The organism is Sphingopyxis indica (genome assembly GCF_032879645.1).
Classification (GTDB): domain Bacteria; phylum Pseudomonadota; class Alphaproteobacteria; order Sphingomonadales; family Sphingomonadaceae; genus Sphingopyxis; species Sphingopyxis indica.
The window spans coordinates 2,722,285-2,747,020 of record NZ_CP076394.1 but is presented as its reverse complement, the minus strand read 5'-3'; the positions used below and the strand labels follow the sequence as shown (position 1 = coordinate 2,747,020).

The following is a 24,736-nucleotide window of genomic DNA, read 5'->3' as shown; positions in this document are numbered from 1 at the left end:
ATTGGGTAAATCTGCTCGTTTCTAACCCACGCTCCCCTCTAGGCTGATACCTAACAGCTTCTGCGCCTCGACGGCAAACTCCATCGGCAGTTGCTGCAGCACTTCCTTCGCAAACCCATTCACGATCAGCGCCACCGCTTCCTCGGCATCCAGCCCGCGCTGCATTGCGTAGAAGAGCTGGTCGTCGCTGATCTTGCTCGTCGTCGCTTCATGCTCGACCTGCGCCGAGGGGTTGCGGACTTCGATATAGGGGACGGTGTGTGCGCCGCACTTGTCGCCGAGCAGCAGGCTGTCGCACTGGGTGAAGTTGCGCACGCCCTCGGCATTGGGCGCGACGCGCACCAATCCGCGGTAGGTGTTGTTCGACTTGCCCGCGCTGATGCCCTTGCTGACGATGGTCGAGCGCGTGCGCTTGCCATTGTGGATCATCTTGGTGCCTGTGTCGGCCTGCTGATAATTGTTGGTGACCGCGACCGAATAGAATTCGCCGACGCTGTCGTCGCCGTTGAGGACGCAGCTCGGATATTTCCAGGTGATCGCGCTGCCGGTCTCGACCTGCGTCCACGACACCTTGCTGCGCTTGCCCTGACAGAGCGCGCGCTTGGTCACGAAATTATAGATGCCGCCCTGCCCCTCGGCGTTGCCGGGATACCAGTTCTGCACCGTCGAATATTTGATCTCGGCATCGTCGAGCGCGACCAGTTCGACCACCGCGGCGTGAAGCTGGTTCTCGTCACGCATCGGCGCGGTGCAGCCTTCGAGATAGGAGACATAGGCGCCCTTGTCGGCGACGATCAAAGTGCGCTCGAACTGCCCCGTATTCTCGGCGTTGATGCGGAAATAGGTCGACAGCTCCATCGGGCAGCGCACGCCTTCGGGCACATAGACGAAGGTGCCGTCCGAAAAGACCGCGCAGTTGAGCGCCGCGAAATAATTGTCGTGCTGCGGCACCACACGCCCTAGCCACTTCTTCACCAGCTCGGGATATTCACGGATCGCCTCGCTGATCGACAGGAAGATGACGCCGGCCTTTTTCAGCTCCTCGCGGAAGGTGGTCGCGACCGAAACGCTGTCGAACACCGCGTCGACCGCGACCTTGCGCGCGCCCTCGACGCCCGCGAGCACCTTTTGCTCCTCGATCGGAATGCCCAGCTTTTCATAGACTTTCAGGATTTCGGGATCGACCTCGTCGAGGCTCTTGAGCGCCTCCTTCTTCTTCGGCGCCGCATAATAGTACGCGTCTTGGTAGTCGATCGGCGGCACATTCAGCTTCGCCCAGTCGGGCGGGGTCATCGTCAGCCAATGGCGATAGGCCTTCAGCCGCCAGTCGAGCATCCATTCGGGCTCGTTCTTCCTGGCGCTGATGAAGCGCACCGTATCTTCGCTGAGTCCCTTGGGCGCGAAGTCGGTTTCGATGTCGGACGACCAGCCATGCTCGTAATCGGCGACGCGCAGCGCCGCTTCGCGCGCGGCCTGATCCTTGACGCCGATATCTTTTGTGGGGGTTCCGGTGTTTTCGGTCATGCTTCTATCCTCCCCTCCCGCTTGCGGGAGGGGATATTCGTGGAATGGGCGGCCTCTACAGGCCCTCCCCAAACCCCTCCCGCTTGCGGGAGGGGTTTGACGAGACTCGCGAGGCTGATCTCAGCCAGCGCACCGCGCACCGCGCCGTTGACGACGCCCCAATGCGGCTGCACCTTGCAATTGCCCTCGAGCGCGCAATCGTGGCGCCCCGCCTCGACACAGCTTGTCAGCGCGATCGGTCCCTCGACCGCCTCGATGATGTCGGCAACGTTGATCGCCGCCGCGGGGCGCGCCAGCCGCACCCCGCCGCCGGTGCCGCGCGTCGAGACGAGCAGGCCGGCGCGCGCAAGGCTGCTCACCAGCTTCTGCGCGGTCGGCCCCGGAATCCCCGTCTGTTCGGCGAGCAGCCCCGCGTGCAGCGGCACCGACCCGCATTGGCGCGCGGCAGCGCTCATCAGCACCACGGCATAGTCGGCAAGATTGGACAGGCGCATCGCTTGGTCCGGGCTCTTTCCCGTTCGAATTGCGAACGATTCTTAACTGGAGTAAATTACTCCACTTATATAGAGAGGACGTTCCGGCGGTGCAACCCGTGCGGCTTCGTATGCGACGATAAAAAAATGGCACCCATCTGGCCGAAGCCAAATGAGTGCCGAGATGAAGGTCTCAGTCCTCGTCAGGAGGAAGAGCTCTTCTGGGTCGCAAGGGCCGAATAGGCTTCGGCGATGATTCGGGATTGTATGGAAACGCCAAAACGTCGAGACGCGCAATTTTAGTTGGTTAACGCGCGGTGACGCTTTCGTGTCAGGTGTCTGACACCAGCGGGCTAACCCGGCCCGCAAGCTGCTTGCGGCCGCGTGTCGTCGCCTTGGTATAAAGCGTCGGGTGCGAGAGCTGCCCAGGCGTCGCCCCGGCGAAGCGCTTGATCTCGCGGATCAGGTGCGACTGGTCGTAGAAGGCGTCGGCGAGCATCGCATCGTCGAGCGTTTCGCCGCGCGCCAGCGCCGCGGCGGCACGCACCGCGCGATATTTACGCGCGAGCATCCGCGGCGGCAGGCCATAGAAATGCTTGGTCATCCGCTCGACCGAGCGGATCGACATGCCCGTCGCCTCGACCAGGTCGCTGACCTGCGGCGAGGCGTGCGAGGCGAGCCATTCGTCGACGGTGCGCGTGAACCACACCGGCGCGGGCTCGTTCTTCTTCAGGATTTCGCGGACGAAATTATTGCCGATCACCAGCCGTTCTTCGGTGCCCGAAGCCTTGTCGAGCGCGTCCGCAACCTCGACCATCCAGTCGCCGAACAGCGCGGTCGCGTCGATCGCGCGATCGGTCAGCTTGTCGGCATCGTCGCCCATCAGCGTGGCCCAGCCCGCGGGCATCATGCCGAAACCGTAAAGGCGCGTCGTGCCGCGGGCGATCGCGCGCACGCGGCCGCTCGTCGGGCCGATGATCGTGGCGCGGCTGGCCGGGACGACATGGCCGTCGGCGAAGATATATTCGCCGTCGGGATTGCTCATCACGCGGAATTGCGGCCGGTCGGCGCGTTCATATTCGTCGAAATGGGGGATGTTGATGCGCGCGACGTAAAAGCTCGACACCATCTCGGCCAGATCGGGATCGGGCGCGAAATATTGCAGCTCGAACGGCGGTTCGCCGTCACCCGGCGGCGGCGTTGTGTTTTGCGTCATGACGAGACCGACCCCGACAGCTGTCGCTGCCTTGTTGCTTGAAACAAAGCATTTGCTTTTCAGCGCGACCCGTCAAGAGGCAATTTTATGCCGCCGATCAGCCTTTTTGCGCAGCGATCCACGCGTCGACGCGCCGTTCGAGAATGTTAAGCGGCACCGGTCCCGATTTCAGCACGACATCGTGAAAGGCGCGAATGTCGAAGCGATCGCCGAGTGCGGCGCGCGATCGTTCGCGCAATTCCATGATCTTGAGCTTGCCGATCAGATAGGCCGTCGCCTGCCCCGGATAGACGATATAGCGCTCGATCGCCTTTTCGATGTCGCCGTCGGGATTGGGCGTATTCTGTTTCAGATAGGCGATCGCCTGCTCGCGGCTCCAGCGCCGGTCATGAATCCCGGTATCGACGACGAGCCGGCACGCGCGCCACAATTCCATCCCGAGCCGCCCGAAGTCGCTGTAGGGGTCGGTATAGGCGCCCATGTCCTTCGCGAGTTCCTCGGCGTAAAGTCCCCAACCCTCGGTATAGGCGGTAAAGCCGCCGAAGCGGCGGAAAGCGGGCAGACCTTCAAGTTCGGTCTGCACCGCGCGCTGCAAGTGATGCCCCGGAACGCCTTCGTGATAGACGAGCGCCTCGAGCTCGGTCTTCGACATGTCATTGAGATCATAGAGGTTCACATAATAGGTGCCGGGGCGCGATCCGTCGGGAGAGGGCGACTGGTAAAAGGCCTTGCCCGCCGATTTCTCGCGAAAGGCTTCGACCGCCTTCACCTGCAAAGGCGCCTTGGGCAGCGTGTTGAACCAGGCGGGAAGCCGCACCTCCATCGCCTTCACCTTGGCATCGACATCGGCCAGATAGGCTTCGCGGCTCGTGTAATAGAATTGCGGGCTCGTGCGCAGATGCTCGAAAAATTGCTGAAGGCTTCCCTTGAAGCCGACCTTGTCCTTGATCCTTTCCATCTCGCCGTGAATCCGCGCGACTTCGCGCAGGCCGAGTTCGTGGATCTGGTCGGCGGTCATGCCGGTGGTCGTGTAATTGGCGAGCAGCGCCTGGTAATAGGCCGCGCCGTCGGGCAGCCGCCACACGCCGTCCTCGGTCGGCGCACCCGCCTGCTGCCGCCGCATTTCGGCGAGCAGGCGCGCATAGGCGGGGGCGGCACTCTCGTTCCATGCCGCCTTTGCGGCCTCGACGATCCGCGCCTTGTCGGCGTCGGCGGCATCGAGCCTGGCGGCCTTCGCCTCGACATCCTCGATCACGGCATTGTCGGGACGCAGCAGATTCTCGATGTCCGAAATGACATAGGCATAGACCCACTTCGGCGGCTGGATACCCTTGGCGGCGCGCTCGGCCGATTGCGCCGACAGTTGGTCGAGCACCGGCCCCATGCCGCGAATGCGCGACACATAGGCCTCGGCCTCGCTCAGATTCGATACGCGGTGGATGTTGATCAGAAAGGCGGGCATCCGGCTCTGCGCGCCGTTCATCTGATCGAAGATATAGCCATGGTCGCGAAAGGCGAACAACCGCTCGTCGCGCTCGGCCTGCGCGTTGAACAATTCGAAGGAGAGCGCATCGTCGGCCGGCAGCGTCGCGGGATCGAAGCTGCTGCGCATCGCCGCCGCCGCCGCCTGTTGCAGCTTGTATTCGGCGACTTCCGCCTCGTCGCTGACATCGTCCCATTTGCCGTAATCGGCGTCGCGGATGCCGCGATAGGCCTTGCTCAGCGGACTGAGCGAAAGCTGCGCTTCGTCATATTTTTCGAAAAATTCGGCCAGCCCGGCACCAGCCGGCGCCGCGGACGCGGCGGCTGGCGGCGCCTGTTCGACCGCAGCGGGGGCGCAGCCGGCGGCGGCAAGGACGAACAGGCAGCTCGACAATTTGGCGGCAAGGCGAAGGTGCGACACGATTACTCCCCGTTTTTCCATAGCTTTTTTCTGGCCCGCCGCGGGGCTTGCCATAGTGCCCCGCGCGGCGCAATGGCGAGCCATGTCGTTTCTCGCCTCCGCCGCCGACGCCGCCTACGCGCTCATCCGCCCCTTCGTCCATGCCAGCGACGGCGAGGCGGCGCACGATCTGACGCTCGCCGCGCTCCAGCCGCTGCCGCGCGCGCGGCGCGCGCTCACCAGCCCGGCGCTTGCCACCGAGCTTGCCGGCATCGCCTTTCCCAACCCGGTCGGCCTCGCGCCGGGGTTCGACAAGGATGCGCGCGTCGCGCACGCGATGCCGCATTTCGGCTTCGGCTTCGTCGAGGTCGGCACGCTGACCCCGCTGCCGCAGGCGGGCAATCCGCGCCCGCGGCTGTTCCGGCTGGTCGAGGACCGCGCGATCATCAACCGCATGGGCTTCAACAATGGCGGACAGGAAAGCGCGGCCGAGCGCATCGTGCGCCTGCGCCGTTACGGCCTGCCGGTGCCGCTCGGGATCAATATCGGCGCGAACAAGGACAGCGCCGACCGCATCGCCGACTATGCGAAGGGCGCCGCCGCGATGGCGCCGCTCGCCGACTATCTGACCGTCAACATCTCCTCGCCCAACACGCCGGGGCTGCGCGCGCTGCAGGACAGGGGCGCGCTCGAGGCGCTGCTCGACGGCGTCGCGGCGGCGCAGGGCGATTTGGCGAAGCCGGTCTTTCTGAAAGTCGCGCCCGACCTCGAACCCGCCGACATCGACGACATCGTTGCGGTGGCGATCGACAAGGGGCTGGCCGCGATCATCGTTTCGAACACGACGGTCGAGCGCCCGGCGCTCGCCTCGCGCCATGCGGGCGAGGCGGGCGGGCTGTCGGGCGCGCCGCTCGCGTCCCTCGCGCTCCAGCGGCTCCGCGATTTCCGCGCCGCGAGCGGCGGGCGCGTGCCGCTGATCGGCGTCGGCGGCATCGCGACCGCCGGGCAGGCATGGGAACGCATCCGCGCCGGGGCGAGCCTGGTGCAGCTCTATTCGGCGATGGTCTATGAAGGCCCGGGTCTCGCCGCGCGCATCGCGCGCGGGCTGGAGGAGCTGGCGGCGCGCGACGGCTTTGCGCGCGTTGCCGACGCGGTGGGGACGGCCGAATAGCCGGTTCCCCTCCCGCTTGCGGGAGGGGGCAGGGGTGGGCCTGCGGCGGCGCGGTCAGCCCACCCCGCTGCGGCTAGCGAACAAGTTCGCAAGCCTCGGCACCCCGCCCGCAGGCGGGAGGGGAGGATGTTGTCGGGGTTGCAACGCTCCATGCCCCGCGCCAATGTCGCGCGCATGATCAAACGAATCCTTGCCGTCCTCAGCCTCTTCGTCATCGCCATCCCGTCGCTCGCCGCGGCGCAGGGCGTCACCTCTTCCGCCGATCCGCGCGCGACCGAAGCGGGGCGCGAGATACTGATGAAAGGGGGATCGGCGGCCGACGCCGAAATGGCGATGATGCTGGTGCTGACGCTCGTCGAGCCGCAGTCGAGCGGCATCGGCGGCGGCGGCTTCTTCCTCTATCATGATGCGAAGACGGGGACGATTGCGACGATCGACGGCCGCGAAAAAGCGCCGGCGGCGGCGACGCCCGAGCGCTTTCTGGACAAGGACGGCAAACCGCGCGGGTTCATGGATGTGGTTCCCGGCGGGCTGTCGGTCGGTGTCCCCGGCAATATCCGCCTGATGGAAGAGGTTCACAAGCGCTGGGGCAAACTCGCCTGGGCCGATATCTTCCAGCCCGCGATCGACCTTGCCGACAAGGGGTTTGAGGTCACCCCGGTCCTCAACCGTTTCATGACGCTCTATGCCGATGTGTGGAAGGATTTCCCCGAGCTTCGCGCCATCTATTATGTCGATGGCAAGCCCGCGCCGGTGGGCACGGTCATCAGGAACCCGGCCTATGCCAAGCTGCTGCGCGACATCGCGGCGCGCGGCCCCGACGCTTTCTATACCGGCGCCAATGCGCAGGCGATCGTTGCGGCGGTGACGCGGGCGCCGCGCAATCCGGCGAAGATGACGCTCGCCGACCTCAAGGCCTATCGGGCGAAGGAGCGCCCGGCGGTCTGCACCACCTATCGCATCTACAAGGTCTGCGGGATGGCGCCGCCCTCGTCGGGCGCGACGACCGTGCAGGGCATCCTCGGCATGCTCGAAGCCTATGACATGAAGGCGATGGGCAAGGACAATGTGATGAGCTGGCACCTGCTCGCCGAGGCGATGCAGCTCGCCTATGCCGATCGCGGCCAATATCTCGGCGACAGCGATTTCGTCGACGTGCCGGTGAAGGGACTGCTCGACAAGCAATATCTGGCGAGCCGGCGGATGCTGATCTCGCCCTATTCGGTGCGCAGCGACTATCCCGCGGGCTCGCCGCCGGGCGCCGAACCGCGCACCCCCACCGGGCCGGTCGCCGAGCATGGCACGACGCATTTCGTCGCGGTCGACCGCGACGGCAATGTCGCGACGATGACCTCGACGGTCGAATCGATCTTCGGCAGCCAGCTCGTCGCCAACGGCTATATCCTCAACAACGAACTCACCGATTTCACCTTCGTGCCCGAAAAGGACGGCAAACCCGTCGCGAACCGGGTCGAGGCGAACAAGCGCCCGCTGTCCTCGATGTCGCCGACGATCGTCTATGGTCCCGACGGCAAGCTGATCCTCGCGCTCGGTTCGGCCGGCGGCAAGCGGATCATCATGCATGTCACCAAGACGCTGATCGGCGTGCTCGACTGGGGCCTGTCCGCCGAGGATGCGATCGCGCTCCCCAATCTTTATTTCGACGATCAGGGCGCGATCATCGAGGATAATGCGATGGGGCAGCGGATCGCAAAGGAATCGGCGGTGTTCGGCAAGCCGATCCGGCCCGAGGATTTCGGATCGAAGGTCAATGCGATCGAGCGCACCCCGGCCGGCTGGCGCGGTGCCGCCGACCCGCGTACACCCGGCACCTGGGCGACCGACGATCCGAGCGCGGCGGCCGAATAAGATAATAGAAAACAACAGACGCAGCATCCTCCCGGGAGAGAAGAGGCATGAAGCTCGACAACCCGCATCTCGACCATTTTCCGAGTCTGGTCGCGATGTTCTTCGACCGCGCCGAACGGGGCGGCGAAGACCCGTTCCTGTGGCGCAAGGCCGACCGGGTGTGGCAACCGCTCAGCTGGCGGCAGGTCGCGAACCAGGTCGCGGCGCTCGCGCATAATCTGCGGCGGCTGGGGCTGAAGGAGGGCGACCGGGTTGTTCTCGTCAGCGAGAACCGGCCCGAATTCTGCATCGCCGACCTTGCGATCATGGCCGCCGGGTGCATCACCGTGCCGACCTACACGACGAATACCGAGCGCGATCACCAGCATATCCTCGACAACAGCGGCGCGCGCGCGGTGATCGTCTCGACCGCGAAGCTTGCGCGCACGTTGATGCCCGCGGTGATGCGCTCGAACGCCAGCCTCGTCATCAGCATGGAGCCGCTGCGCGTCGGCCAGCAGGGCGAGGTCGAGGTCCACGATTGGGCGCCGCTCGTCACCGGCGGCGAGGCGCATGTCGACGAAGCGAAAGCGCACGGCCTTGCGATGTCGCGCGACGACATCGCCTGCCTGATCTACACCAGCGGCACCGGCGGCGCGCCGCGCGGGGTGATGCAGCACCATGGCGCGATCCTGCACAACGCGGCGGGCGCGGCCGAAATCCTGGTCAACGACTTCGGGATTGGCGACGAAGAGGTGTTCCTCTCTTTCCTGCCCCTGAGCCACGCCTATGAACATTCGGGCGGCCAGTTCCTGCCGATCATGGTCGGCGCGCAAATCTATTACAGCGAGGGGCTCGAAAAGCTCGTATCGAACATCGAGGAGACGAAGCCGACGATCATGGTCGTCGTCCCGCGTCTGTTCGAGGTGATCCGCGCGCGGATGATCAAGTCGGTCGAGAAACAGGGCAAGCTCGCGAACTGGATGCTCGCCCAGGCGCTGCGCATCGGCGAAAAAGATTATGAGCGGCGCATGGGGCTGATCGACCGGCCGGTCGATCTTCTCCTCAACAAGCTGTTCCGGCCGAAAATCCAGCAACGCTTCGGGGGGCGGATGAAGGCGCTGGTGTCGGGCGGTGCGCCGCTTAATCCCGAGATCGGCGTGTTCTTCCACTCGATCGGGCTGACCCTGCTGCAAGGCTATGGCCAGACCGAAGCGGGGCCGGTGATCAGCTGCAATCGCCCCAAGACCGGGCTCAAGATGGATACCGTCGGCCCGCCGCTGATGAACACCGAAGTGCGCATCGCCGACGACGGCGAAATCTGCGTGCGCGGCGAGCTGGTGATGAAGGGTTATTGGCGCAACGAGGCCGAAACGCAGCGCGTGCTGATCGCCGATCCGGCCGATCCCGACGGCGCCCCCTGGCTGCACACCGGCGACATCGGGCATATCGACGAAGCGGGGCGTATCGTCATCACCGATCGCAAGAAGGATCTGATCGTCAACGACAAGGGCGACAATGTCTCGCCGCAGCGCGTCGAGGGGATGCTGACCCTCCAGCCCGAAATCCTCCAGGCGATGGTCTATGGCGACAAGCGCCCGCATCTCGTCGCGATCCTCGTCCCCGACCCCGAGTGGATGGCCGAATGGGCGGAGGCCGAGGGGCTGCCCAAGGAGCTCGAGCGCCTGCGCGAGCACGAGAAATTCCGCACCGCGATCCGCGAGGCGGTCGACCGCGTCAACGGCCAGCTGTCGGTGATCGAAAAGGTGCGCAAGTTCGACTTCGCCGACGAAGCCTTCAGCATCGAGAATGAGCAAATGACGCCGTCGATGAAGATCCGCCGCCACATCCTGCGCGACGTCTATGCCGACAGGATCGCGGCGCTCTATCGGGGGTAGGGGCCGTCCGGGACGGGCTATTTGCGGGCGATGTCGGCTTTCGGGCGGTTGCGGCCGTTCCTAAGCCCCTCCTCTTCAGAGGAGGGGTTGGGGGTGGTGGCGCGCGACAGCGCGCAAGACTTCGAGCACCACCCCGCTGCGACTAACGCGCAAAGCGCGTAAGTCTCGCTGCCCCTCCTCTGAAGAGGAGGGGTTTGGTCAAACGTCCGCTACCCACCCCAAAGCCGACACAAGGCAAACCGCTGTCCGGCGGAGGAAGACCGGCACTTGATCCATGACGGGCGGGGTTGCGACCCGAAGAGCTCGGCGCAAACCGGAGCCCCGCCCGTCGCCGAGCCATGGGCTCAGCCAGCGTCCCCCGCCGGTTTGCGATAGGGGACGAAGTCGCCAAAGACGCAGGTCGGGCCGCGGATGCCGCTCGACCGGTCGACCAGATGGAAAAAGTCGCCGTTGCACACCTGCGACCCATATTGCTCGATCACCATGATGTCGCTGTCGCGCGCAAGGCCGGGGCAGCTGCCTTTCAGGTCGTTGCGATAGACGAGGTTTCCGCCCGAGCGATAGAGGAGAATATTGTCCGACACGCGGATCACGTCGTTCGAGCGATAGCTGGGCAGGCAGGTTTCGGGCTTGCCTGCGACCTTGCCGGCCAGCTGCTTGTCGAGCGTCTCCGCCTGTTTGGGCGTCAGTGCCGCGGCGCCGGCCTCGGCGGTGCCCGACGGCGCGCAGCCGGTGAGGAACGGGGCTGAAGCCGCCAGCAGGGCGGCGGTGCAGAGGAATGTCGGCCTGGCCATGATCATACTCCTTGCAGTCTGACGTTCGTTAGACGGACTCCGATGAACGCAGCCTTACGCGGCCGCTCACGCCGCGTCCTTGAGCGCGCGGATGCGTCCGAGTTCGGCGGCGCTCGGCGCGCGGAGGAAGGGGTTCGTCGCGCGTTCGGCGCCGATCGTCGTCGGCACCGTCGCTTCGCCGGCTGCGCGCGCGGCCTCGACCTCGGCAAGTCGCGCCGCCAGCGCCGCATTGTCCGGTTCGACCGTCACCGCGAAGCGCGCGTTCGACAGCGTATATTCGTGCGCGCAATAGACGCGCGTCGCATCGTCGAGCGTGCCGAGCCGCTGCATATTCGCGAACATCTGGTCCGCGGTGCCCTCGAACAGCCGGCCGCAGCCCATCGCGAACATCGTGTCGCCGACGAAGATCGCGCCGTCGCCCGCGAAATGATAGGCGATATGACCCGCGGTGTGCGCGGGCACGTCCCACACCTCGGCGACGTGCGCGCCGAGCGTCACCGTGTCGCCGCCCCCGACCAGCCGGTCGGCGGTCGGGATGCGTTCGTGCTCGGCGGCGGGCGCGATGATCTCGCAGCCGGTCTTCGCCTTGATGTCGGCGTTGCCGCCCGTGTGGTCGGGGTGCCAGTGGGTGTTCCAGATCGCGGTGATCGGCCAGCCGCGTGCCTCCGCCTCGGCCAGCACCGGATCGGCGACCGCGGGATCGACGACCATCGTCTCGAAGCTGCCCGGATCGTGGACCAGCCAGACATAATTGTCGCTGAGCACGGGGATGCGGACGATCTCGAGCCTGGCCATGTCGGTCTCCTCTCTGCGCCGCGGTCCCGCCGCGCGACGGAGTCGTTCGGGGCGCGCGCCGCGATTATGCCGCGACGCCGGCCCCTTGGCTACCAGCTACCCGTATTCGGCATCGAGGCCCAGGGTTCGGCGGGGTCGAGATAGCCGTCCTGCAGCAACTCGACCGAAATGCCGTCGGGCGAGCGCACGAAGGCCATATGTCCGTCGCGCGGCGGGCGGTTGATCGTCACCCCGGCGTCCATCAGCCGCTGGCAGGTGTCATAGATATTCTCGACCCGATAGGCGAGATGGCCGAAATTGCGTCCGCCGGTATAGGTTTCGGGCGCGCTGCCGTCCTCGGGCGGCCAATTATAGGTCAGCTCGACCTCGGCGATGCCTTCCTGCCCCGGCGGCGCAAGAAAGATCAGCGTGAAGCGGCCGCCCTCATTGTCGAAACGGCGCACTTCCTCGAGTCCGATCAGCTTGAAAAAGGCGACGGTGGCGTCGGGGTCCGCTACGCGGATCATCGTGTGGAGATATTTGGTCATGGAGCTATATTAGGCGCGAAGGCCGCACCCTTCAAATGCTTCGAACAAAGATACGAATTCATCGGGGACCGGCGCCGGCGCGCCGCGCGCTTCGCCGACATGGACGTTCACCAGCAGCCCGCCCGCGCGCAGATCCTCGCGCCCCTTGCCGTGCAGTTCGAACAAATAGCTCATCGACGAGCGGCCGACGCGCGATGCGCGCACGCAAATGTCGATCTCTTCGTCGAGCAGGATCGGCGCCTTGTAATCGACCTCGGCCCGCGCGACGTGAAACTCGGGGCTTGCATGGTGCGGCCAGCGATCATGGACGCCCGCCGCGCGCCAATATTCGGTGATGCCGATGTCGAAATATTCGAGATAGCGGCTGTTGAAGACGACGGCCTGCGCGTCGATTTCGGCGTAGCGCACGCGCTTGGTGACATGGAAACGAAAGTCGTTCCGGGCCATGGATGATCCTCTGGTTCAGCTAAGCGGCGTCGCGAGGCGCGCGACGGTGTCGATGAGCAGCGCGATGTCGCTCTCGCGCGAGAGCCGGTGGTCGCCGCCCTTGACGAGCGTGACCTGCACGTCCGCGCTCGCGAGCGCGGCCGCCAGCGTCAGGCTGATTTCGGGCGGGACGTCGCCATCCTCCTGCCCGTGGAGCAGGCGCACGGGGCAGGCGAGCGGGATTTCGGTGCCGAGCAGGCGGTTTGCTTCGCCCGACTGCCAGAAGCGCCGCGTCGTGACATAGGGCTGGTCGCTATAGGGCGTCGCTTCGCTGAGTTCGCCTTCGGCCTCGATGATCGCCTTTTCCTCGCTCGTGAAGCCCCAGTCGGTGAAGTCGGGCGCCGCGGCAATGCCGACGAGCCCCGCGACGCGCGCCGGCCCGTCGCGCTGCACAAGCGCCAGCGCGGCGAGCAGCATCAGCCAGCCGCCGAGCGACGATCCGACGAGCAGCACCGGACCTTCGGCCTTGGCGTCGATCAGGTCCAGAATGTCGCCGCGCCAGTCGAGCAGGCTCTGTTCGGCGAACAGCCCCTCCGACGATCCGCAGCCGGCATAATCGAGCAGCAGGCAGGCGCGCCCCTCGGCCGCCGCCCAGGCGAAGAGCGCGGTCGCCTTGCCGCCCTCCATGTCGGACATATAGCCGGGCAGAAAGACGATCGTCGGCCCGCTGCCGGCGACGTGCCGATAGGCGAGCCGCGGTCGGCCCGGCCGCTCGAGATAGGCGGGAGGCGTTATATCGGTCACGGTGCGGTCAGATGACCCAGTCGACGGTCTGCATTTGCGCGACCGCCCGCCCTTTGGCGCGGCGCTGCTCGACCATGATCCGGTTGAGCCGCTGGATCGTGTCGCTGCCGGTCGTGATGCACCAGCCGGGGACCACGGCATGGACGAGCGCGCACAGCCCGCCCCAGATCATCGTCAGCCCGAAACGCGAGGCGACCCCGAAATGCTCGAGGTAATTTTCATCGACGCTCCTGGGATGATCGACGAACAGGCGCTTGAACATGGCGGCTCCTTTCCGGTTGCCGCCGCCCTAGCGGGGACGGGCGATTCCGGCAAGGGAGGCAAACCCGTTGCCGTCATTGCGAGCGAGGCGGCTTCGCTTCGCTCGCAATGACGAGGGTGTTTGAATGACGGCTATTCGTTCAGAAAGGCATCGACCGCCTTCGCAAAGGCATCGGGCTGGTCGAGCATGATGAAGTGGCGGCTGTCGTCGATACGCGTCAGCGTCGCCCCCTTCACCGGACCATAGGCGCCCCGGTAGAGCCTATCGACCGTCGCGGCGGGCATGGCGCTTTCATCGAGCGGATAGAGCATTGTCAGCGGCGCGGCGATCTTGCCCAGTTCGGGACGCAGGTCGGTCGTCATGTCTTCGTACATCAACTGCGCCGCGACCCTGGCGTCGGCCGCCGTGGTCCAGGCCTTGACCTGCGCACGGCCCGCTTCGGTCGCCGACATGATCTGCAAGGTCCGCTCGTCGGCCTCCGCCGTGTCGCGCGCGGCGAGGGCGGTCCGCATCGCGGCGGCCTGCGGTTCGACCGTCGCCACGGTCGCTGTCGGCCCGAACAACATTCCGAAGAAGGGCAGGCTGTCGACCACCATCAGCTTGCCGACCGCCTTTGGTTCGCGCGCCGCAATCATCATCGCGGTGAGGCCGCCGAGCGAATGGCCGATGATCGCGGGGGCAGGGCGGCCCTGTCCGGCGATGCAATCGCCGATATAGGTCGCGATCTCCTGCATCATCGGGTCGAGCACCGGCCCTGCCGCATTGATCCCCGGATTATCGCCAAAACCGCGAACCTGCACGATATGCAGGCGATATTGGCCTTTCAGCCGCTGGGCGGTTGCGTTCCACACCGCGCGCGGCGAAGACAGGCCGGGGATCAGCACGACGTCGGGGCCCTTGCCCTCGACCGCAATCGTGACGCGGTCGCGCTCGACGAATGGCGCGGCACAGGCGGCGGGCTCGGCCGCCCGCGCGCCGGTCGCGACGACGAGCGCCGTGGCGATCCCGATGGCGATGGCGACGGCGGCGCCAAGCGGAATTTTCTTCTTCATCGCGTTCAATCCTTCAGGAAAATATCTTCGATCCGCAGGCCGAACACGTCGGCGATGCGAAAGGCGAGGGGGAGCGACGGGTCATATTTGCCCGTCTCGATCGCGTTGACCGACTGGCGCGACACTTCGAGCCGCTCGGCGAGGTCGCCCTGGCTCCAGTCGCGCTCGGCGCGCAGGACCTTGAGGCGGTTCCTCACGCGCCGCGCACCCGCTGCGCGATCTGCGCGAGGCCGAGCCCGATCGCCCACACGGGGACGACCATCCAGCTTTCGACGTGCGGCACGACCTGAAAGCTTTCGAGGAAACCCCACACGGTCGCGACGATCAGCAGCAGGCCGAGCCCGAACAGTGCGTGGCCGACATAGCGCATCCGCAGATATTCGTCGCTTTCCTCGATCAGATAGCGATAGAGCGACCAGACGAAATAGACGATCGGCAGCGCCGGCAGCACCGCGATCAGCCACAGGAGCGGTCCTTCGGGCTTCAGCCAGTCGTTGACCGAAATCGCAAAGAACAGCGCCGCCATATAAGTGAAGGCCCAGATCAGCCCGCGCCGGTTGTAGCGCCTGAGCGCGGGCGACGCGCAACCGGCGAAATTGCCGCCGCGCTCGGTCGAGCGGACCAGCGGGATCAGCAGCAGCATCGGCGGCAGCATGACGACCATCGTCCAGAAGCCGGAGAGGCCTGCGAACCGTGCCCCGAACCCCGCGCCGAACATCGCGGCGACGAAGGCGGCGGCCCAATAGAGCGGCGCACGGCCGCCCGAGATTTCGCTGTCCTCGGCCATGTCAGGCGCCCTTGCGGCGAAGCGCGCAAGCCTTGCCGTTCAGACTCGCCACCATCAGCGCGGGGAGCACGACGATCATCGTCTGCGCCAGCGATCGGGGGATAAGCTCGAAGATGCTCGCCAGCGCAAAGAACAGGCTGGCAGCGATCCAGGGCAGGGCGTGGCGGATGGACGGCATGGGTCAATCTCCCTTGTTAATCAGTCAAGGGAAGTTGACATATTCCGATAGAGAAGTCAAGCGACATTGACATAATGATTGGGATGCTTGTCGAGAAAGGATGACGGCCGCCTCCAACCTCCGTCATCCCAGCGAAAGCTGGGATCGCTCGTGTTCTTGCGCTACGCCAGCGGCCCCGGCTTTCGCTGGGGCGACCTTACCTCTCTTCTCCCGCGCCGCCTCTCCCGGCGGGCATCCGGTGCCGCAGCCGCCAGTTGGCAAGATGCGCCGCCGCGAGGCCGAGCGCGCCGGCCGAGGTGAACCAGCGGTCGGCGGCTTCGGGATCGAGCGTGCCGAGCCAGCCTGCGTGACCGGCGAGACCGAGGCCGAGCAGGGTCAGCCCGCTCGCGGCGAGCAGCCCCGGCGCCAGCCGCCGGTGTCCGCGCCACCCGTCCGTCATCGCCGCGGCTGCCGCGGGCGTGGCGAGCAGCAGGATCGCGGCGTGAATCCATTCGGGCAGCGACAGCCATGCGGCGAGCGCGGGCGCGAGCAGCAACAGCAGCGGCAGCGCGAGGCAATGGATCAGGCAGGCGAAGGACAGGCCGACGCCGACCGCGTCGAACAGGCGCGCGCGGGAGGAGGGGAGGCACATGCGACAGGGGCTTTCCGAAAGAGGATCGCCCGCCCAGATAATGATATAGTGTATCATTGCAAGGGGCGACTGCGAAACCACCCCTTGCCGCTCCTGTCGCATACTGGCAAAGGGGCGCAGTTTTACCCCGCCAGAAAGGCCCCTTTTTCGATGTCCGAGATGATCCGCGTCACCCTTCCCGATGGCTCTGCCCGAGAAGTCGCGCGCGGCACCACCCCGGCGCAGATTGCCGCCGACATCGGACCCGGCCTTGCCAAGGCCGCCCTCGCGGCGAAGGTCGACGGCGAGGTCCGCGACATCCTGCGCCCGCTCGAGGCCGACACCAACCTCGCGCTGATAACGAACCGCGACGAGGCCGAGGCGCTCGAGCTCGTTCGCCACGACTATGCGCATATCCTCGCCGAAGCGGTGCAGGCGTTGTGGCCGGGAACGCAGATCACCTTCGGTCCCGCGACCGACGACGGCTTCTATTACGATGTGAAGGCGCCCGAGAGCCGCGATCCCTTTTCGATGGACGACCTGCCCGCGATCGAGGAAAAGATGCGCGAGATCATCCGCGCCGACAAGCCGCTGCGCCGCGAGGTGTGGAGCCGCGACGCGCTGATCGCCAAATGGGAAAAGGACGGCGAGGTCTTCAAGGCCGAATGGGCGAAGGAATTGCCCGAGGGCGAGGAACTCAGCGTCTATTGGTCGGGTGACGACTGGCTCGACATGTGCCGCGGCCCGCACCTCGCGAGCACGGGCAAGGTCGACCCGCAGGCGTTCAAGCTGATGCGCGTCGCGGGCGCCTATTGGCGCGGCGACCAGCGCAATGCGCAGCTCACGCGCATCTATGGCACCGGTTGGCTGAACAAGAAGCAGCTCGACGCGCATCTGCACAAGCTCGAGGAAGCCGCCAAGCGCGACCACCGCAAGCTCGGGCGCGAGATGGACCTGTTCCACCTTCAGGAAGAGGCGCACGGCAGCGTCTTCTGGCACCCGCACGGCTATATCGTCTGGCGCGAGCTTGAGGCCTATATGCGCCGCGCGATCGACGGCGCAGGCTATAAGGAGGTCAAGACGCCGCAGGTAATGGACGCGCGCCAGTGGGAGGCGTCGGGTCACTGGGGCAAATATCGCGAGAATATGTTCGTCATTCCCGACGAGGTGCCGAATATCGAGGACGAAGGCCCGCTCGTCTCCGACGCCGCCGAGTGGATGGCGCTGAAGCCGATGAACTGCCCCGCGCACGTCCTGATCTTTCGCCAGGGGATCAAGTCGTATCGCGACCTGCCGCTGCGCATCTATGAAAATGGCTGTTGCCACCGCAACGAACCGCACGGCGCGCTCCACGGGCTGATGCGCGTGCGCCAGTTCACGCAGGACGACGCGCATATTTTCTGCCGCGAGGATCAGATCGTGGGCGAAGTGCAGGCCTTCTGCAAGCTCGCCGACCGCATCTATCGCGACATGGGTTTCGACGGTTATGCGATCAAGCTCGCGCTGCGTCCGGACAAGCGCTTCGGCAGCGACGAGATGTGGGACCAGGCCGAGGCCGAGCTGCGCGACGCGGTGGTGCGCGCGGGGCTCGCGACCGAGGACTATGGCTGGGAGGAACTGCCGGGCGAGGGTGCCTTCTATGCGCCCAAGCTCGAATGGCATCTGACCGACGCGATCGGCCGGACGTGGCAGGTCGGGACGATCCAGTCAGACCGCGTCCTTCCCGACCGCCTCGACGCCTCCTATGTGGGCGAAGATGGCGAGCGTCACCGCCCGGTGATGCTCCACCGCGCGATCTTCGGCAGCTACGAACGTTTCATCGGCATTTTGATCGAACATTTCGCCGGTCGCTTCCCGACCTGGCTTGCGCCGGTGCAGGCGGTGGTCGCGACGATCGTCAGCGACGCCGACGATTATGCAAAGGATGCGGCGGCACGGCTCGAAGCCGCGGGCATTCGCGTCGAAACCGACCTGCGCAACGAAAAGATCAACTACAAGGTGCGCGAACACAGCCTCGCCAAAGTCCCCTATCTGCTCGTCGTCGGCAAGCGCGAGGCCGACGAAGGCACGGTCGCGATCCGCACGCTCGGGCAGGAAGGGCAGCGCATCATGCCGCTCGCCGAAGCGATCGCGATGCTGAAGGGCGAGGCGACCCCGCCCGATCTGCGCGAGCCGTGAGTCTGCCCGGCATAGGCCGGCACGCGGCGGGCGAGGCATTGCCGCGTCACCGCCATGCCGAACCCTATGTCGCGGTGGTGCTGAGTGGCGGTTATGTCGAGGCGGGGGATCAGGGTCGGATCGACGCCGACGCGGGCACCGTCGTCGTCCACGACCGCTGGACGGCGCACCGCGACCTGTTCGGGCGGCGCGGGGCCGAGGTGCTCAACCTGCCGTTTGTCGTCGGCATGAGACCGGGGGCGGGGCGGCTCGCCGATCCCGATTTCGCCGTGCGCTTGTGCGAGCGCGATCCGGTCGCGGCGGCGCGTCATGTGCGCGACCATATCGTGCCGATCGTTTCGCCCGTCGATGACTGGCCCGACCTGCTCGCTGCGGCGCTGCGCGATGACCCCGATCTTCGATTGACCGATTGGGCGCGCGGCGCGGCGCTCGACCCCGCGTCGGTCAGCCGCGGCTTTGCTCGAGCCTATGGCGTGACGCCGAAGCGCTTCCGGCTCGAGGCGCGGGTGCGGCGCGCGCTTGCGGCGCTCGATGGCTGGCAGGGAAGCCTCGCCGATCTCGCCGCGGCAGAGGGCTTTGCCGACCAGGCGCATATGACGCGCGCCGTCGCTATAATGACCGGCATGCCCCCAGCGGCGATCCGGGCAAAGTCCGTTCAAGCGGGAAACTCCGCCAACCGTTAAGCCGCGGGGCATGGATCGCCGCTTCTTTCTCGCCGCTTCGCTCGGCAGTCTCGCTCTTCCCGCGCTCGTCCGGGCGCAGGAGGTTTCGCAACGCACGCGCTGGAAGGTCCGCGCCTCTGAAGGCTTCGACGCGCTCGCCTTCCTCGGCCCGCTCGCCGGGCGCGAACTCTATCTGAAATATTATCAAAACGACGCCGAGGCGTTCGCGCCGCGCCTGTCGGAGCCGCTGCGCGCCGACATCAAGGCGCTGTGGCAGGAAGCGGAGGATTCGGGCTTCGGACTGCTCGGTCCCGGTCTGTCGGTCTTCTTCTCGGGGAACGACGACAGCAGCATGGCGGCGCTGATCGAGTCGGCGGCCGCGCCCGAGGCGCGATTGCTCGCGTCCTATAGGGGCAGCGACAAATGGGATGAAAAGGACTGGCGCTGGTTCCTCGGCGTCGCGCCGCGGCTGAAGATGATCTTCGAGGCGATGCAGGGCGCCGGTTTTGCCGCCTTCCGCGCGGAACGCATCGGCGATCTCGATCGGCGGATCGTGCAGCTTCAGAGCGACCTTGGCGCCTATGATGTCATTCGCTGGCACGAAAAGCTGACCGGCCGGACCTTCGATCCCGAAATCGAGGTCGTCCTGCTGCAATTCTGCAAGCCGCACGGGATCAGCGTGCAGGGGCAGACCTTCCTTCAGGCGGCCGACTGGAACACGCCGATCACCGTTCGCGTGGCGGCGCACGAGATGTTGCATCCGCCGGTGCCGATGGACGGCGCGGCGGCGATCGCCGCACTCGCGGCGCTGGCGCGCGATCCGCTGATCCCCCGCATCGTCAAGGAGCATGACCCCAAATGGGGCTATACGACGCTCGAAGGCCTGCTCAACGAGGATATGGCGCAGGCGCTCGACCAGCTGATCAGCGAGGCGCTGGGCGTCGGTCGCAATCCCGCCGACCGCTGGCGCAAGGCCGACGACGGCATCCATGTGCTCGCGGGGGCGATCTATGGCATGTTGCGCGACGATCATTGGATCGACACCGGCGGGTCGATCGAGGATTGGCTCGCGGCGGCGGTGAAGGCGGGGCGCTTCGCGCCGCCGCGGCTCCATGCGGTCGCGGCGCGGGTGCTCGAACGGCCGATCGACGCGCTCTGGCCGCTGCCGGCCTGATCTCTCCGCTGGCCGTCGCGCCTATCCTTCGGTATCGGGCGCGGACCACCAGGTGAGGGGACGTCCGATCGCCAGCCACAGTCTTCTCGGCGTTGCGCCGCTCACGCTCCTCGGCGCAGCAGCGATGACCTTTGCCGCGGCCTATGTGCGCGGGCTTACGGGCTTCGGCATGGCGATCATCCTTGTGCCGCTGCTCGGCCTGATTATCCCGCCCGCACAAGCGGTGGTGCTCGGCATTCTGCTGCAATTGCTGATCGGCCCCGTAGGGATCGGGCTGATCCACGCCGACGCCGACCGCGCGACGGCGATCCCGATCGGCCTGACCGCGATGGCGACGACGCCGCTCGGCATGGCGGTGCTCGACGTGACGCGGCCCGATGTCGCGCGGCTGCTGATTACCGCGGTCGCCGTCGGCGCCTTCGTCGCGGTGTTGCTGCCCAAGCAGCCCGAGGGGCACCGGCCCGGCCGCGGGGCGGTGTTTGGCACCGGGATCGCTTCGGGGCTGCTCACCGGCTTTGCCGCGATGCCGGGGCCGCCGGTCGTGCCTTTCTATCTGCGCCGCTCGCTCGACCCGAAGGTGTCGCGCGCGTCGATGCTGCTCATCTTCTTCCTGACCGCGATCGCCGGCACGCTCGCGGCCTTGTGGGTCGGGATCGCGACCGCCAGGCTGTTCCTGTTCGCGCTGCTGCTCTTTCCGCCCATGTGGCTCGGCAACCGCGTCGGCGGCGGCCATTTCGGGCGCGTGCCGCCGCATGTCTGGCAGGCGATGGTGGCGGTCGTGCTCGGGTTGGCCGCGATCTCCGCAGTCGTGCGGCTGATCGACTAGAGCAAATTGCGCGAAATCTGAATCATCCGCATCCCCGAGCCCTTCGACTGCCCTGGCGGGCGCTCAGGATGAACTTCGGCCTTTGGCCGAAGACGAGGGGCTCGTTCGAGCGGAGCGAGAACCGCAGCGTCGCAGCCTCGACTTCGCTCGGCAAGGCCCCTCGTCTTCGCTCGGGGAAACGGTGCAGATTTCCGGCACGATGCTCTAGAGGCTCCGCAGCGCGCGCGCCGGGCGCGCCGACAGGAGCGGCCAGCTTCCAGCGATGCCGATCAGGAAGGACAGGCCGGCGCCGCCGAGCAGGGTCAGGCCGACGATCAGCGGGTCGGGCGCAAAGGTGAAATCGAAGATCTGCGTCACGACGTACCACGCCGCCGCGAGACCGAGCCCGAGCGACAATATGGCGAGGACGGTCGCCAATATTCCATATTCGACCCCCTGCGCGCCCAATATCTGCCCGCGCGTCGCGCCGAGCAGCTTCAGGATCACGCTGTCGTAGACGCGCCGCTCGCGGCTTGCCGCGATCGCGCCGATCAGCACCGCGATGCCGGCGAGGATCGCGATGCTCGCCGCCGCGGCGATGGCCTGGCTCATCTGGGTGAGCAGCGTCGTGACCTGCGATACGACATCACGCACCTGGATCAGCGAGGCGGAGGGAAAGGCGCGCGGGAGGCTGCGCGCGAGTTCGGCCTCGGCCGCCGGGGTCACCGCGACCGTCGCGACCATATTGTGCGGCGCGGCGGCGAAGGTGCCGGGGGAGAAGACGAGGACATAGTTGAGCCCGAAATTGTCCCACTCGACGGTGCGGAAGGAGGCGATTTTCGCCTGCACCTCGACCCCCAGCACATTGACCGTCAGCGTGTCGCCGATCCTGAGACCCAGCGTCTGTGCGACGTCCCGTTCGACGCTGACGAGCGGCGGCCCCTTGTAATCGGCGGGCCACCACGCGCCGCCGACGAGCGTGCTGCCCTTGGGCAGATCGGGGCTATAGGTCAGGCCGCGGTCGCCGCGCAGCACCCACGCGCCCTCGGGCAGCGTTTCGAGCTGATCGACGCGCTGGCCGCCAAATTCGGTGATGCTGCCGCGCAGCGCGGGGATCATATTGACCTCGGCCTTCGCATCCGCCTGCGCGACCAGTGCGCGAAACTGCGCGGCGCCATCGCGCGGAATGTCGAGGATGAAGAAGCTCGGCGCACGCTGCGGCACGGTGCGCGCGATCTCGGCGGTGATGCTCGTCTGGACGGCGGCGAGGGTAACGAACAGGGTGAGGCCAAGGCCGAGTGCGACGACGAGCGCCCCGGTCGCCGCGCCGGGGCGATGGAGGTTGGCGAGCGCGAGACGCAGCAAAGGCCGCTTCGGCCGCGGCAGGCGGCTGGCGATGCGCCGCACCAGCCATCCGAGCCCGACGAGGATTATGAGCAAGCCCGCCGCCGCGCCGACGAAGCCAAGCGCGAACAGCGGCTCGCGCGCCGTCCCGACCGCGAGCGCGACGATCGCCGCAAGTGCAACGCCGACGGCGACCACCGTTCGCCGCTCGGGGCGTGCCATGCCGTCGACGGTGGCGCGGAACAGCCCCGCCGCGGGCACCTGCCGCGCCGCGGCGAGCGGGGGCAGGGCGAAGACGATCGCGATGAGCAGGCCATAGGCCGCGCTGACGGCGAGCGGCAGCGGATAGACGGCGACGCCGGGTTTCACGGGGAGCACATCGCCCGCAATTGCGGTGATGATCGACGGCGCGAACGCCCCGACCGCGAGCCCGGCGACGATCGCCGCCGCCGCGACCGCCAGAATCTGCAGCGCATAGATGCGCATCACGGTCGCGCTGTCGGCGCCGAGTATCTTGAGCGTGGCTAGGCCCGGCCGCTTGCCGGCAAGATAGCTCGCGACGCCATTGCCGACCCCGATCCCGGCGATCACCAGCGCCGCGAGCCCGACGAGCGCGAGGAATTGCCCCATGCGCTCGATGAAGCGCCGCGTCCCCGGCGCGCCGTTGCTCCGGTCGTTGACGTCCCAGCCGGCATCGGGAAATTCGGCCGAAAGGCGCTTGCCGACCGCGGCAGGGTCGGCGCCGCCGGGCAGGCGGATGCGATATTTGCTTTCATAGAGGCTGCCGGGCTGGATCAGCTCGGTCGCCGGCAGGTCGCCCAGGCCGATGATCGCGACCGGCCCCAGCGTGAAGCCTTCGCCGAGCCGGTCGGGCTCGTCGGCGATGATGCCGTCCACAACGAACATCTTTTCGCCGAACTTCACGCGCGATCCGACCTTCAGCGCCAATCGCGAGGCGAGGTCGGCGCCGATCCACACGCGCCCGGGCGGGGGCGGACCGCGCCGCGTTCCGCTCTCCAGCCGCATCGTGCCATAAAGCGGATAGGCGGCATCGACCGCCTTCAGCTCGGCGAGCAGCGCGTCGCCGCCGGGCACGGCTGCCATCGCGCGCATCCGCACCGTCGCCGATGCCGTTCCCGCGCGGCGGAAGGCCGCCATTTCAGCGGGCGTAGCCTCGCGCTGCGGCAGTTCGAATTCGACGTCGCCACCGAGGATCGTCTGCCCGCGCGTTTCGAGTTCGGAAGTGATCCCGCGGGTCAGGCTGCCGATCGCGGCGAGCGTTGCGACGCCGAGGAACAGGCACACCGCGAGCAACCGCAGCCCGCGGATGCGGGCCGCAAGATCGCGGCGGGCGATGCGCCAGAGCGTCGCGAGCGGGAGCATCAGATCCTCCCACCGTGGCGCAGGGCAATCGCATCTGAGATTTCTGCGCGTCGATATTTCCCCTCCCGCTTGCGGGAGGGGCAGCGAGACTTGCGAGCTTGCTCGCTAGTCGCAGCGGGGTGGGCCATAGCGACGTCGTTGCCCACCCCCAACCCCTCCCGCAAGCGGGAGGGGGGAGGCACCGTCGCATGCATATGCGATTTCCCTCTCCCCCAGGGGGAGGATCGTAGGGCGCCGTTCACGCCCGCTCCTCGATCCGTCCGTCGTGCATCGTGACGACGCGGTCGCAATGTTCGGCGAGTTCGGGGTCGTGGGTGATGATGAGCAGCGTCGCGCCGAGCGCGGCGCGGCGCGCGAAGATCAGCTCGATGATCGCATGGCCCGTCGCGGTGTCGAGATTGCCGGTCGGCTCATCGGCGAAGATGATCGCCGGTTCGCTCGCCATCGCGCGGGCGATCGCGACACGCTGCTGCTCGCCGCCCGAAAGCTGCGCGGGATAATGGGTGAGGCGATGGCCGAGGCCGACCGCCTCCAGCTCCGCCGCCGCGCGTGCGAACGGATCGCCATGCCCGGCAAGCTCGAGCGGCACCGCGACATTTTCGAGCGCGGTCATCGTCGGGAGAAGGTGAAAGGCCTGGAGCACGATGCCGATCCGCCCGCGGCGCGCGCGGGCGAGGGCGTCCTCGTCCATCGTGCCGAAATCGAGGTCCGCGACCCGGATGCTGCCGCCGTTCGCGCGCTCGAGCCCCGCAAGCACCGCCATCAGCGAGCTTTTGCCCGATCCCGACGGGCCGAGCAGCGCGACCGAGGTGCCCGCCGCAACCTCGAGGTCGACCCCGCGCAAAATTTCGACCGGGGCCTTGTCGCTCCCCAGCGTCAGCGTCACATTATGGGCGGCGATCGCCAGGCTCGGCGAAGGTCGGGGCGCGTCGGACAAGGAAGG

At 66.8% G+C, this 24,736-nt stretch carries 24 protein-coding genes; 7 read left to right on the top strand and 17 right to left on the bottom strand.

From position 1 onward, the window contains the following. Positions 1-21 precede the first annotated feature (21 nt). The 4 genes from sufB to KNJ79_RS13030 form a co-directional block, all read right to left on the bottom strand. On the bottom strand, positions 22-1,524 hold the full coding sequence (gene sufB, locus KNJ79_RS13045; protein WP_317151385.1) for a Fe-S cluster assembly protein SufB: 1,503 nt from the start codon (positions 1,522-1,524) through the stop codon (positions 22-24). Then, positions 1,521-2,018, bottom strand: coding sequence for an RrF2 family transcriptional regulator (locus KNJ79_RS13040; protein ID WP_245836955.1), 498 nt, complete (start codon positions 2,016-2,018; stop codon positions 1,521-1,523). Before KNJ79_RS13040 ends, sufB begins: the two co-directional genes overlap by 4 nt. 310 nt (positions 2,019-2,328) lie before the next feature. Further along, positions 2,329-3,213, bottom strand: coding sequence for a helix-turn-helix domain-containing protein (locus tag KNJ79_RS13035; RefSeq protein WP_089217462.1), 885 nt, complete (start codon positions 3,211-3,213; stop codon positions 2,329-2,331). 97 nt (positions 3,214-3,310) lie between these two features. Continuing rightward, positions 3,311-5,116, bottom strand: a complete 1,806-nt coding sequence (locus tag KNJ79_RS13030) for a DUF885 domain-containing protein (RefSeq protein WP_317151384.1) — start codon at positions 5,114-5,116, stop codon at positions 3,311-3,313. An 82-nt stretch (positions 5,117-5,198) separates the two neighbouring features. Here KNJ79_RS13030 and KNJ79_RS13025 point away from each other — a divergent pair, with 82 nt between their 5' ends. From KNJ79_RS13025 to KNJ79_RS13015, 3 genes are all read left to right on the top strand, one after another. Then, positions 5,199-6,266 carry a quinone-dependent dihydroorotate dehydrogenase gene (locus KNJ79_RS13025; protein ID WP_317151383.1) on the top strand — a complete coding sequence of 356 codons (1,068 nt, stop codon included), beginning with the start codon at positions 5,199-5,201 and terminating at the stop codon, positions 6,264-6,266. Positions 6,267-6,440: 174 nt separating this feature from the next. Then, a complete protein-coding gene (gene ggt, locus KNJ79_RS13020; protein ID WP_317151382.1) occupies positions 6,441-8,135 on the top strand; it encodes a gamma-glutamyltransferase in 1,695 nt (564 codons plus the stop codon). A 47-nt stretch (positions 8,136-8,182) separates the two neighbouring features. Continuing rightward, on the top strand, positions 8,183-10,012 hold the full coding sequence (locus KNJ79_RS13015) for an AMP-dependent synthetase/ligase (protein ID WP_317151381.1): 1,830 nt from the start codon (positions 8,183-8,185) through the stop codon (positions 10,010-10,012). A 344-nt stretch (positions 10,013-10,356) separates the two neighbouring features. On the opposite strand, the gene KNJ79_RS13010 is transcribed toward KNJ79_RS13015, so the two are convergent. The 11 genes from KNJ79_RS13010 to KNJ79_RS12960 all read right to left on the bottom strand — a co-directional run bounded on the left by KNJ79_RS13010 (position 10,357) and on the right by KNJ79_RS12960 (position 16,325). Then, positions 10,357-10,806 carry a hypothetical protein gene (locus KNJ79_RS13010; RefSeq protein ID WP_245836757.1) on the bottom strand — a complete coding sequence of 150 codons (450 nt, stop codon included), beginning with the start codon at positions 10,804-10,806 and terminating at the stop codon, positions 10,357-10,359. Between the two features lie 66 nt (positions 10,807-10,872). Beyond that, positions 10,873-11,601 (bottom strand): hydroxyacylglutathione hydrolase, encoded by a 729-nt coding sequence (gloB, locus tag KNJ79_RS13005; RefSeq protein ID WP_317151380.1) that lies wholly within the window; start codon positions 11,599-11,601, stop codon positions 10,873-10,875. A gap of 89 nt (positions 11,602-11,690) precedes the next feature. Further along, a complete protein-coding gene (locus KNJ79_RS13000; protein ID WP_317151379.1) occupies positions 11,691-12,128 on the bottom strand; it encodes a VOC family protein in 438 nt (145 codons plus the stop codon). A 9-nt stretch (positions 12,129-12,137) separates the two neighbouring features. After that, positions 12,138-12,575 carry an acyl-CoA thioesterase gene (locus tag KNJ79_RS12995; RefSeq protein ID WP_317151378.1) on the bottom strand — a complete coding sequence of 146 codons (438 nt, stop codon included), beginning with the start codon at positions 12,573-12,575 and terminating at the stop codon, positions 12,138-12,140. 15 nt (positions 12,576-12,590) lie between these two features. Then, entirely contained in the window at positions 12,591-13,358 is a 768-nt protein-coding gene (locus KNJ79_RS12990; protein WP_317151377.1) for an alpha/beta fold hydrolase, read from the bottom strand. 7 nt (positions 13,359-13,365) lie between these two features. After that, positions 13,366-13,620 (bottom strand): DUF6356 family protein, encoded by a 255-nt coding sequence (locus KNJ79_RS12985; protein ID WP_317151376.1) that lies wholly within the window; start codon positions 13,618-13,620, stop codon positions 13,366-13,368. A gap of 131 nt (positions 13,621-13,751) precedes the next feature. Beyond that, a complete protein-coding gene (locus tag KNJ79_RS12980) occupies positions 13,752-14,672 on the bottom strand; it encodes an alpha/beta fold hydrolase (protein WP_317151375.1) in 921 nt (306 codons plus the stop codon). Between the two features lie 5 nt (positions 14,673-14,677). Then, on the bottom strand, positions 14,678-14,869 hold the full coding sequence (locus tag KNJ79_RS12975; RefSeq protein WP_317151374.1) for a helix-turn-helix transcriptional regulator: 192 nt from the start codon (positions 14,867-14,869) through the stop codon (positions 14,678-14,680). After that, complete coding sequence (locus KNJ79_RS12970; protein ID WP_317151373.1) at positions 14,866-15,459, bottom strand: hypothetical protein; 594 nt, start codon at positions 15,457-15,459, stop codon at positions 14,866-14,868. The genes KNJ79_RS12975 and KNJ79_RS12970 overlap by 4 nt, the downstream gene beginning before the upstream one ends. Position 15,460: 1 nt before the next feature. Further along, on the bottom strand, positions 15,461-15,637 hold the full coding sequence (locus KNJ79_RS12965; protein WP_317151372.1) for a hypothetical protein: 177 nt from the start codon (positions 15,635-15,637) through the stop codon (positions 15,461-15,463). A gap of 196 nt (positions 15,638-15,833) precedes the next feature. After that, positions 15,834-16,325 (bottom strand): MerC family mercury resistance protein, encoded by a 492-nt coding sequence (locus tag KNJ79_RS12960; RefSeq protein WP_317151371.1) that lies wholly within the window; start codon positions 16,323-16,325, stop codon positions 15,834-15,836. 93 nt (positions 16,326-16,418) lie between these two features. Here KNJ79_RS12960 and thrS point away from each other — a divergent pair, with 93 nt between their 5' ends. From thrS to KNJ79_RS12940, 4 genes are read left to right on the top strand one after another with little or no spacing between them, the layout of a single operon-like run. Beyond that, entirely contained in the window at positions 16,419-18,425 is a 2,007-nt protein-coding gene (gene thrS / locus KNJ79_RS12955) for a threonine--tRNA ligase (RefSeq protein WP_317151370.1), read from the top strand. Beyond that, positions 18,422-19,108: a helix-turn-helix domain-containing protein gene (locus KNJ79_RS12950; RefSeq protein ID WP_089216341.1), complete on the top strand. Its 687-nt coding sequence runs from the start codon at positions 18,422-18,424 to the stop codon at positions 19,106-19,108. Before thrS ends, KNJ79_RS12950 begins: the two co-directional genes overlap by 4 nt. Before the next feature lie 10 nt (positions 19,109-19,118). After that, positions 19,119-20,261 (top strand): hypothetical protein, encoded by a 1,143-nt coding sequence (locus KNJ79_RS12945; protein WP_317151369.1) that lies wholly within the window; start codon positions 19,119-19,121, stop codon positions 20,259-20,261. 52 nt (positions 20,262-20,313) lie between these two features. After that, positions 20,314-21,087: a sulfite exporter TauE/SafE family protein gene (locus tag KNJ79_RS12940; RefSeq protein WP_317151368.1), complete on the top strand. Its 774-nt coding sequence runs from the start codon at positions 20,314-20,316 to the stop codon at positions 21,085-21,087. Positions 21,088-21,291: 204 nt separating this feature from the next. On the opposite strand, the gene KNJ79_RS12935 is transcribed toward KNJ79_RS12940, so the two are convergent. Further along, a complete protein-coding gene (locus KNJ79_RS12935) occupies positions 21,292-23,793 on the bottom strand; it encodes an ABC transporter permease (protein WP_317151367.1) in 2,502 nt (833 codons plus the stop codon). A 238-nt stretch (positions 23,794-24,031) separates the two neighbouring features. Further along, positions 24,032-24,730 carry an ABC transporter ATP-binding protein gene (locus KNJ79_RS12930; RefSeq protein WP_317151366.1) on the bottom strand — a complete coding sequence of 233 codons (699 nt, stop codon included), beginning with the start codon at positions 24,728-24,730 and terminating at the stop codon, positions 24,032-24,034. Positions 24,731-24,736 lie beyond the last annotated feature (6 nt).

Excerpts from the sequence above, each read along its gene's own strand:
- sufB (WP_317151385.1), bottom strand. The coding sequence starts at position 1,524 with ATGACCGAAAACACCGGAACCCCCACAAAAGATATCGGCGTCAAGGAT.
- KNJ79_RS13040 (WP_245836955.1), bottom strand. The coding sequence starts at position 2,018 with ATGCGCCTGTCCAATCTTGCCGACTATGCCGTGGTGCTGATGAGCGCT.
- KNJ79_RS13035 (WP_089217462.1), bottom strand. The coding sequence starts at position 3,213 with ATGACGCAAAACACAACGCCGCCGCCGGGTGACGGCGAACCGCCGTTC.
- KNJ79_RS13025 (WP_317151383.1), top strand. The coding sequence starts at position 5,199 with ATGTCGTTTCTCGCCTCCGCCGCCGACGCCGCCTACGCGCTCATCCGC.
- ggt (WP_317151382.1), top strand. The coding sequence starts at position 6,441 with ATGATCAAACGAATCCTTGCCGTCCTCAGCCTCTTCGTCATCGCCATC.
- KNJ79_RS13015 (WP_317151381.1), top strand. The coding sequence starts at position 8,183 with ATGAAGCTCGACAACCCGCATCTCGACCATTTTCCGAGTCTGGTCGCG.
- KNJ79_RS13010 (WP_245836757.1), bottom strand. The coding sequence starts at position 10,806 with ATGGCCAGGCCGACATTCCTCTGCACCGCCGCCCTGCTGGCGGCTTCA.
- gloB (WP_317151380.1), bottom strand. The coding sequence starts at position 11,601 with ATGGCCAGGCTCGAGATCGTCCGCATCCCCGTGCTCAGCGACAATTAT.
- KNJ79_RS13000 (WP_317151379.1), bottom strand. The coding sequence starts at position 12,128 with ATGACCAAATATCTCCACACGATGATCCGCGTAGCGGACCCCGACGCC.
- KNJ79_RS12995 (WP_317151378.1), bottom strand. The coding sequence starts at position 12,575 with ATGGCCCGGAACGACTTTCGTTTCCATGTCACCAAGCGCGTGCGCTAC.
- KNJ79_RS12985 (WP_317151376.1), bottom strand. The coding sequence starts at position 13,620 with ATGTTCAAGCGCCTGTTCGTCGATCATCCCAGGAGCGTCGATGAAAAT.
- KNJ79_RS12980 (WP_317151375.1), bottom strand. The coding sequence starts at position 14,672 with ATGAAGAAGAAAATTCCGCTTGGCGCCGCCGTCGCCATCGCCATCGGG.
- KNJ79_RS12970 (WP_317151373.1), bottom strand. The coding sequence starts at position 15,459 with ATGGCCGAGGACAGCGAAATCTCGGGCGGCCGTGCGCCGCTCTATTGG.
- KNJ79_RS12965 (WP_317151372.1), bottom strand. The coding sequence starts at position 15,637 with ATGCCGTCCATCCGCCACGCCCTGCCCTGGATCGCTGCCAGCCTGTTC.
- KNJ79_RS12960 (WP_317151371.1), bottom strand. The coding sequence starts at position 16,325 with ATGATACACTATATCATTATCTGGGCGGGCGATCCTCTTTCGGAAAGC.
- thrS (WP_317151370.1), top strand. The coding sequence starts at position 16,419 with ATGTCCGAGATGATCCGCGTCACCCTTCCCGATGGCTCTGCCCGAGAA.
- KNJ79_RS12945 (WP_317151369.1), top strand. The coding sequence starts at position 19,119 with ATGGATCGCCGCTTCTTTCTCGCCGCTTCGCTCGGCAGTCTCGCTCTT.
- KNJ79_RS12935 (WP_317151367.1), bottom strand. The coding sequence starts at position 23,793 with ATGCTCCCGCTCGCGACGCTCTGGCGCATCGCCCGCCGCGATCTTGCG.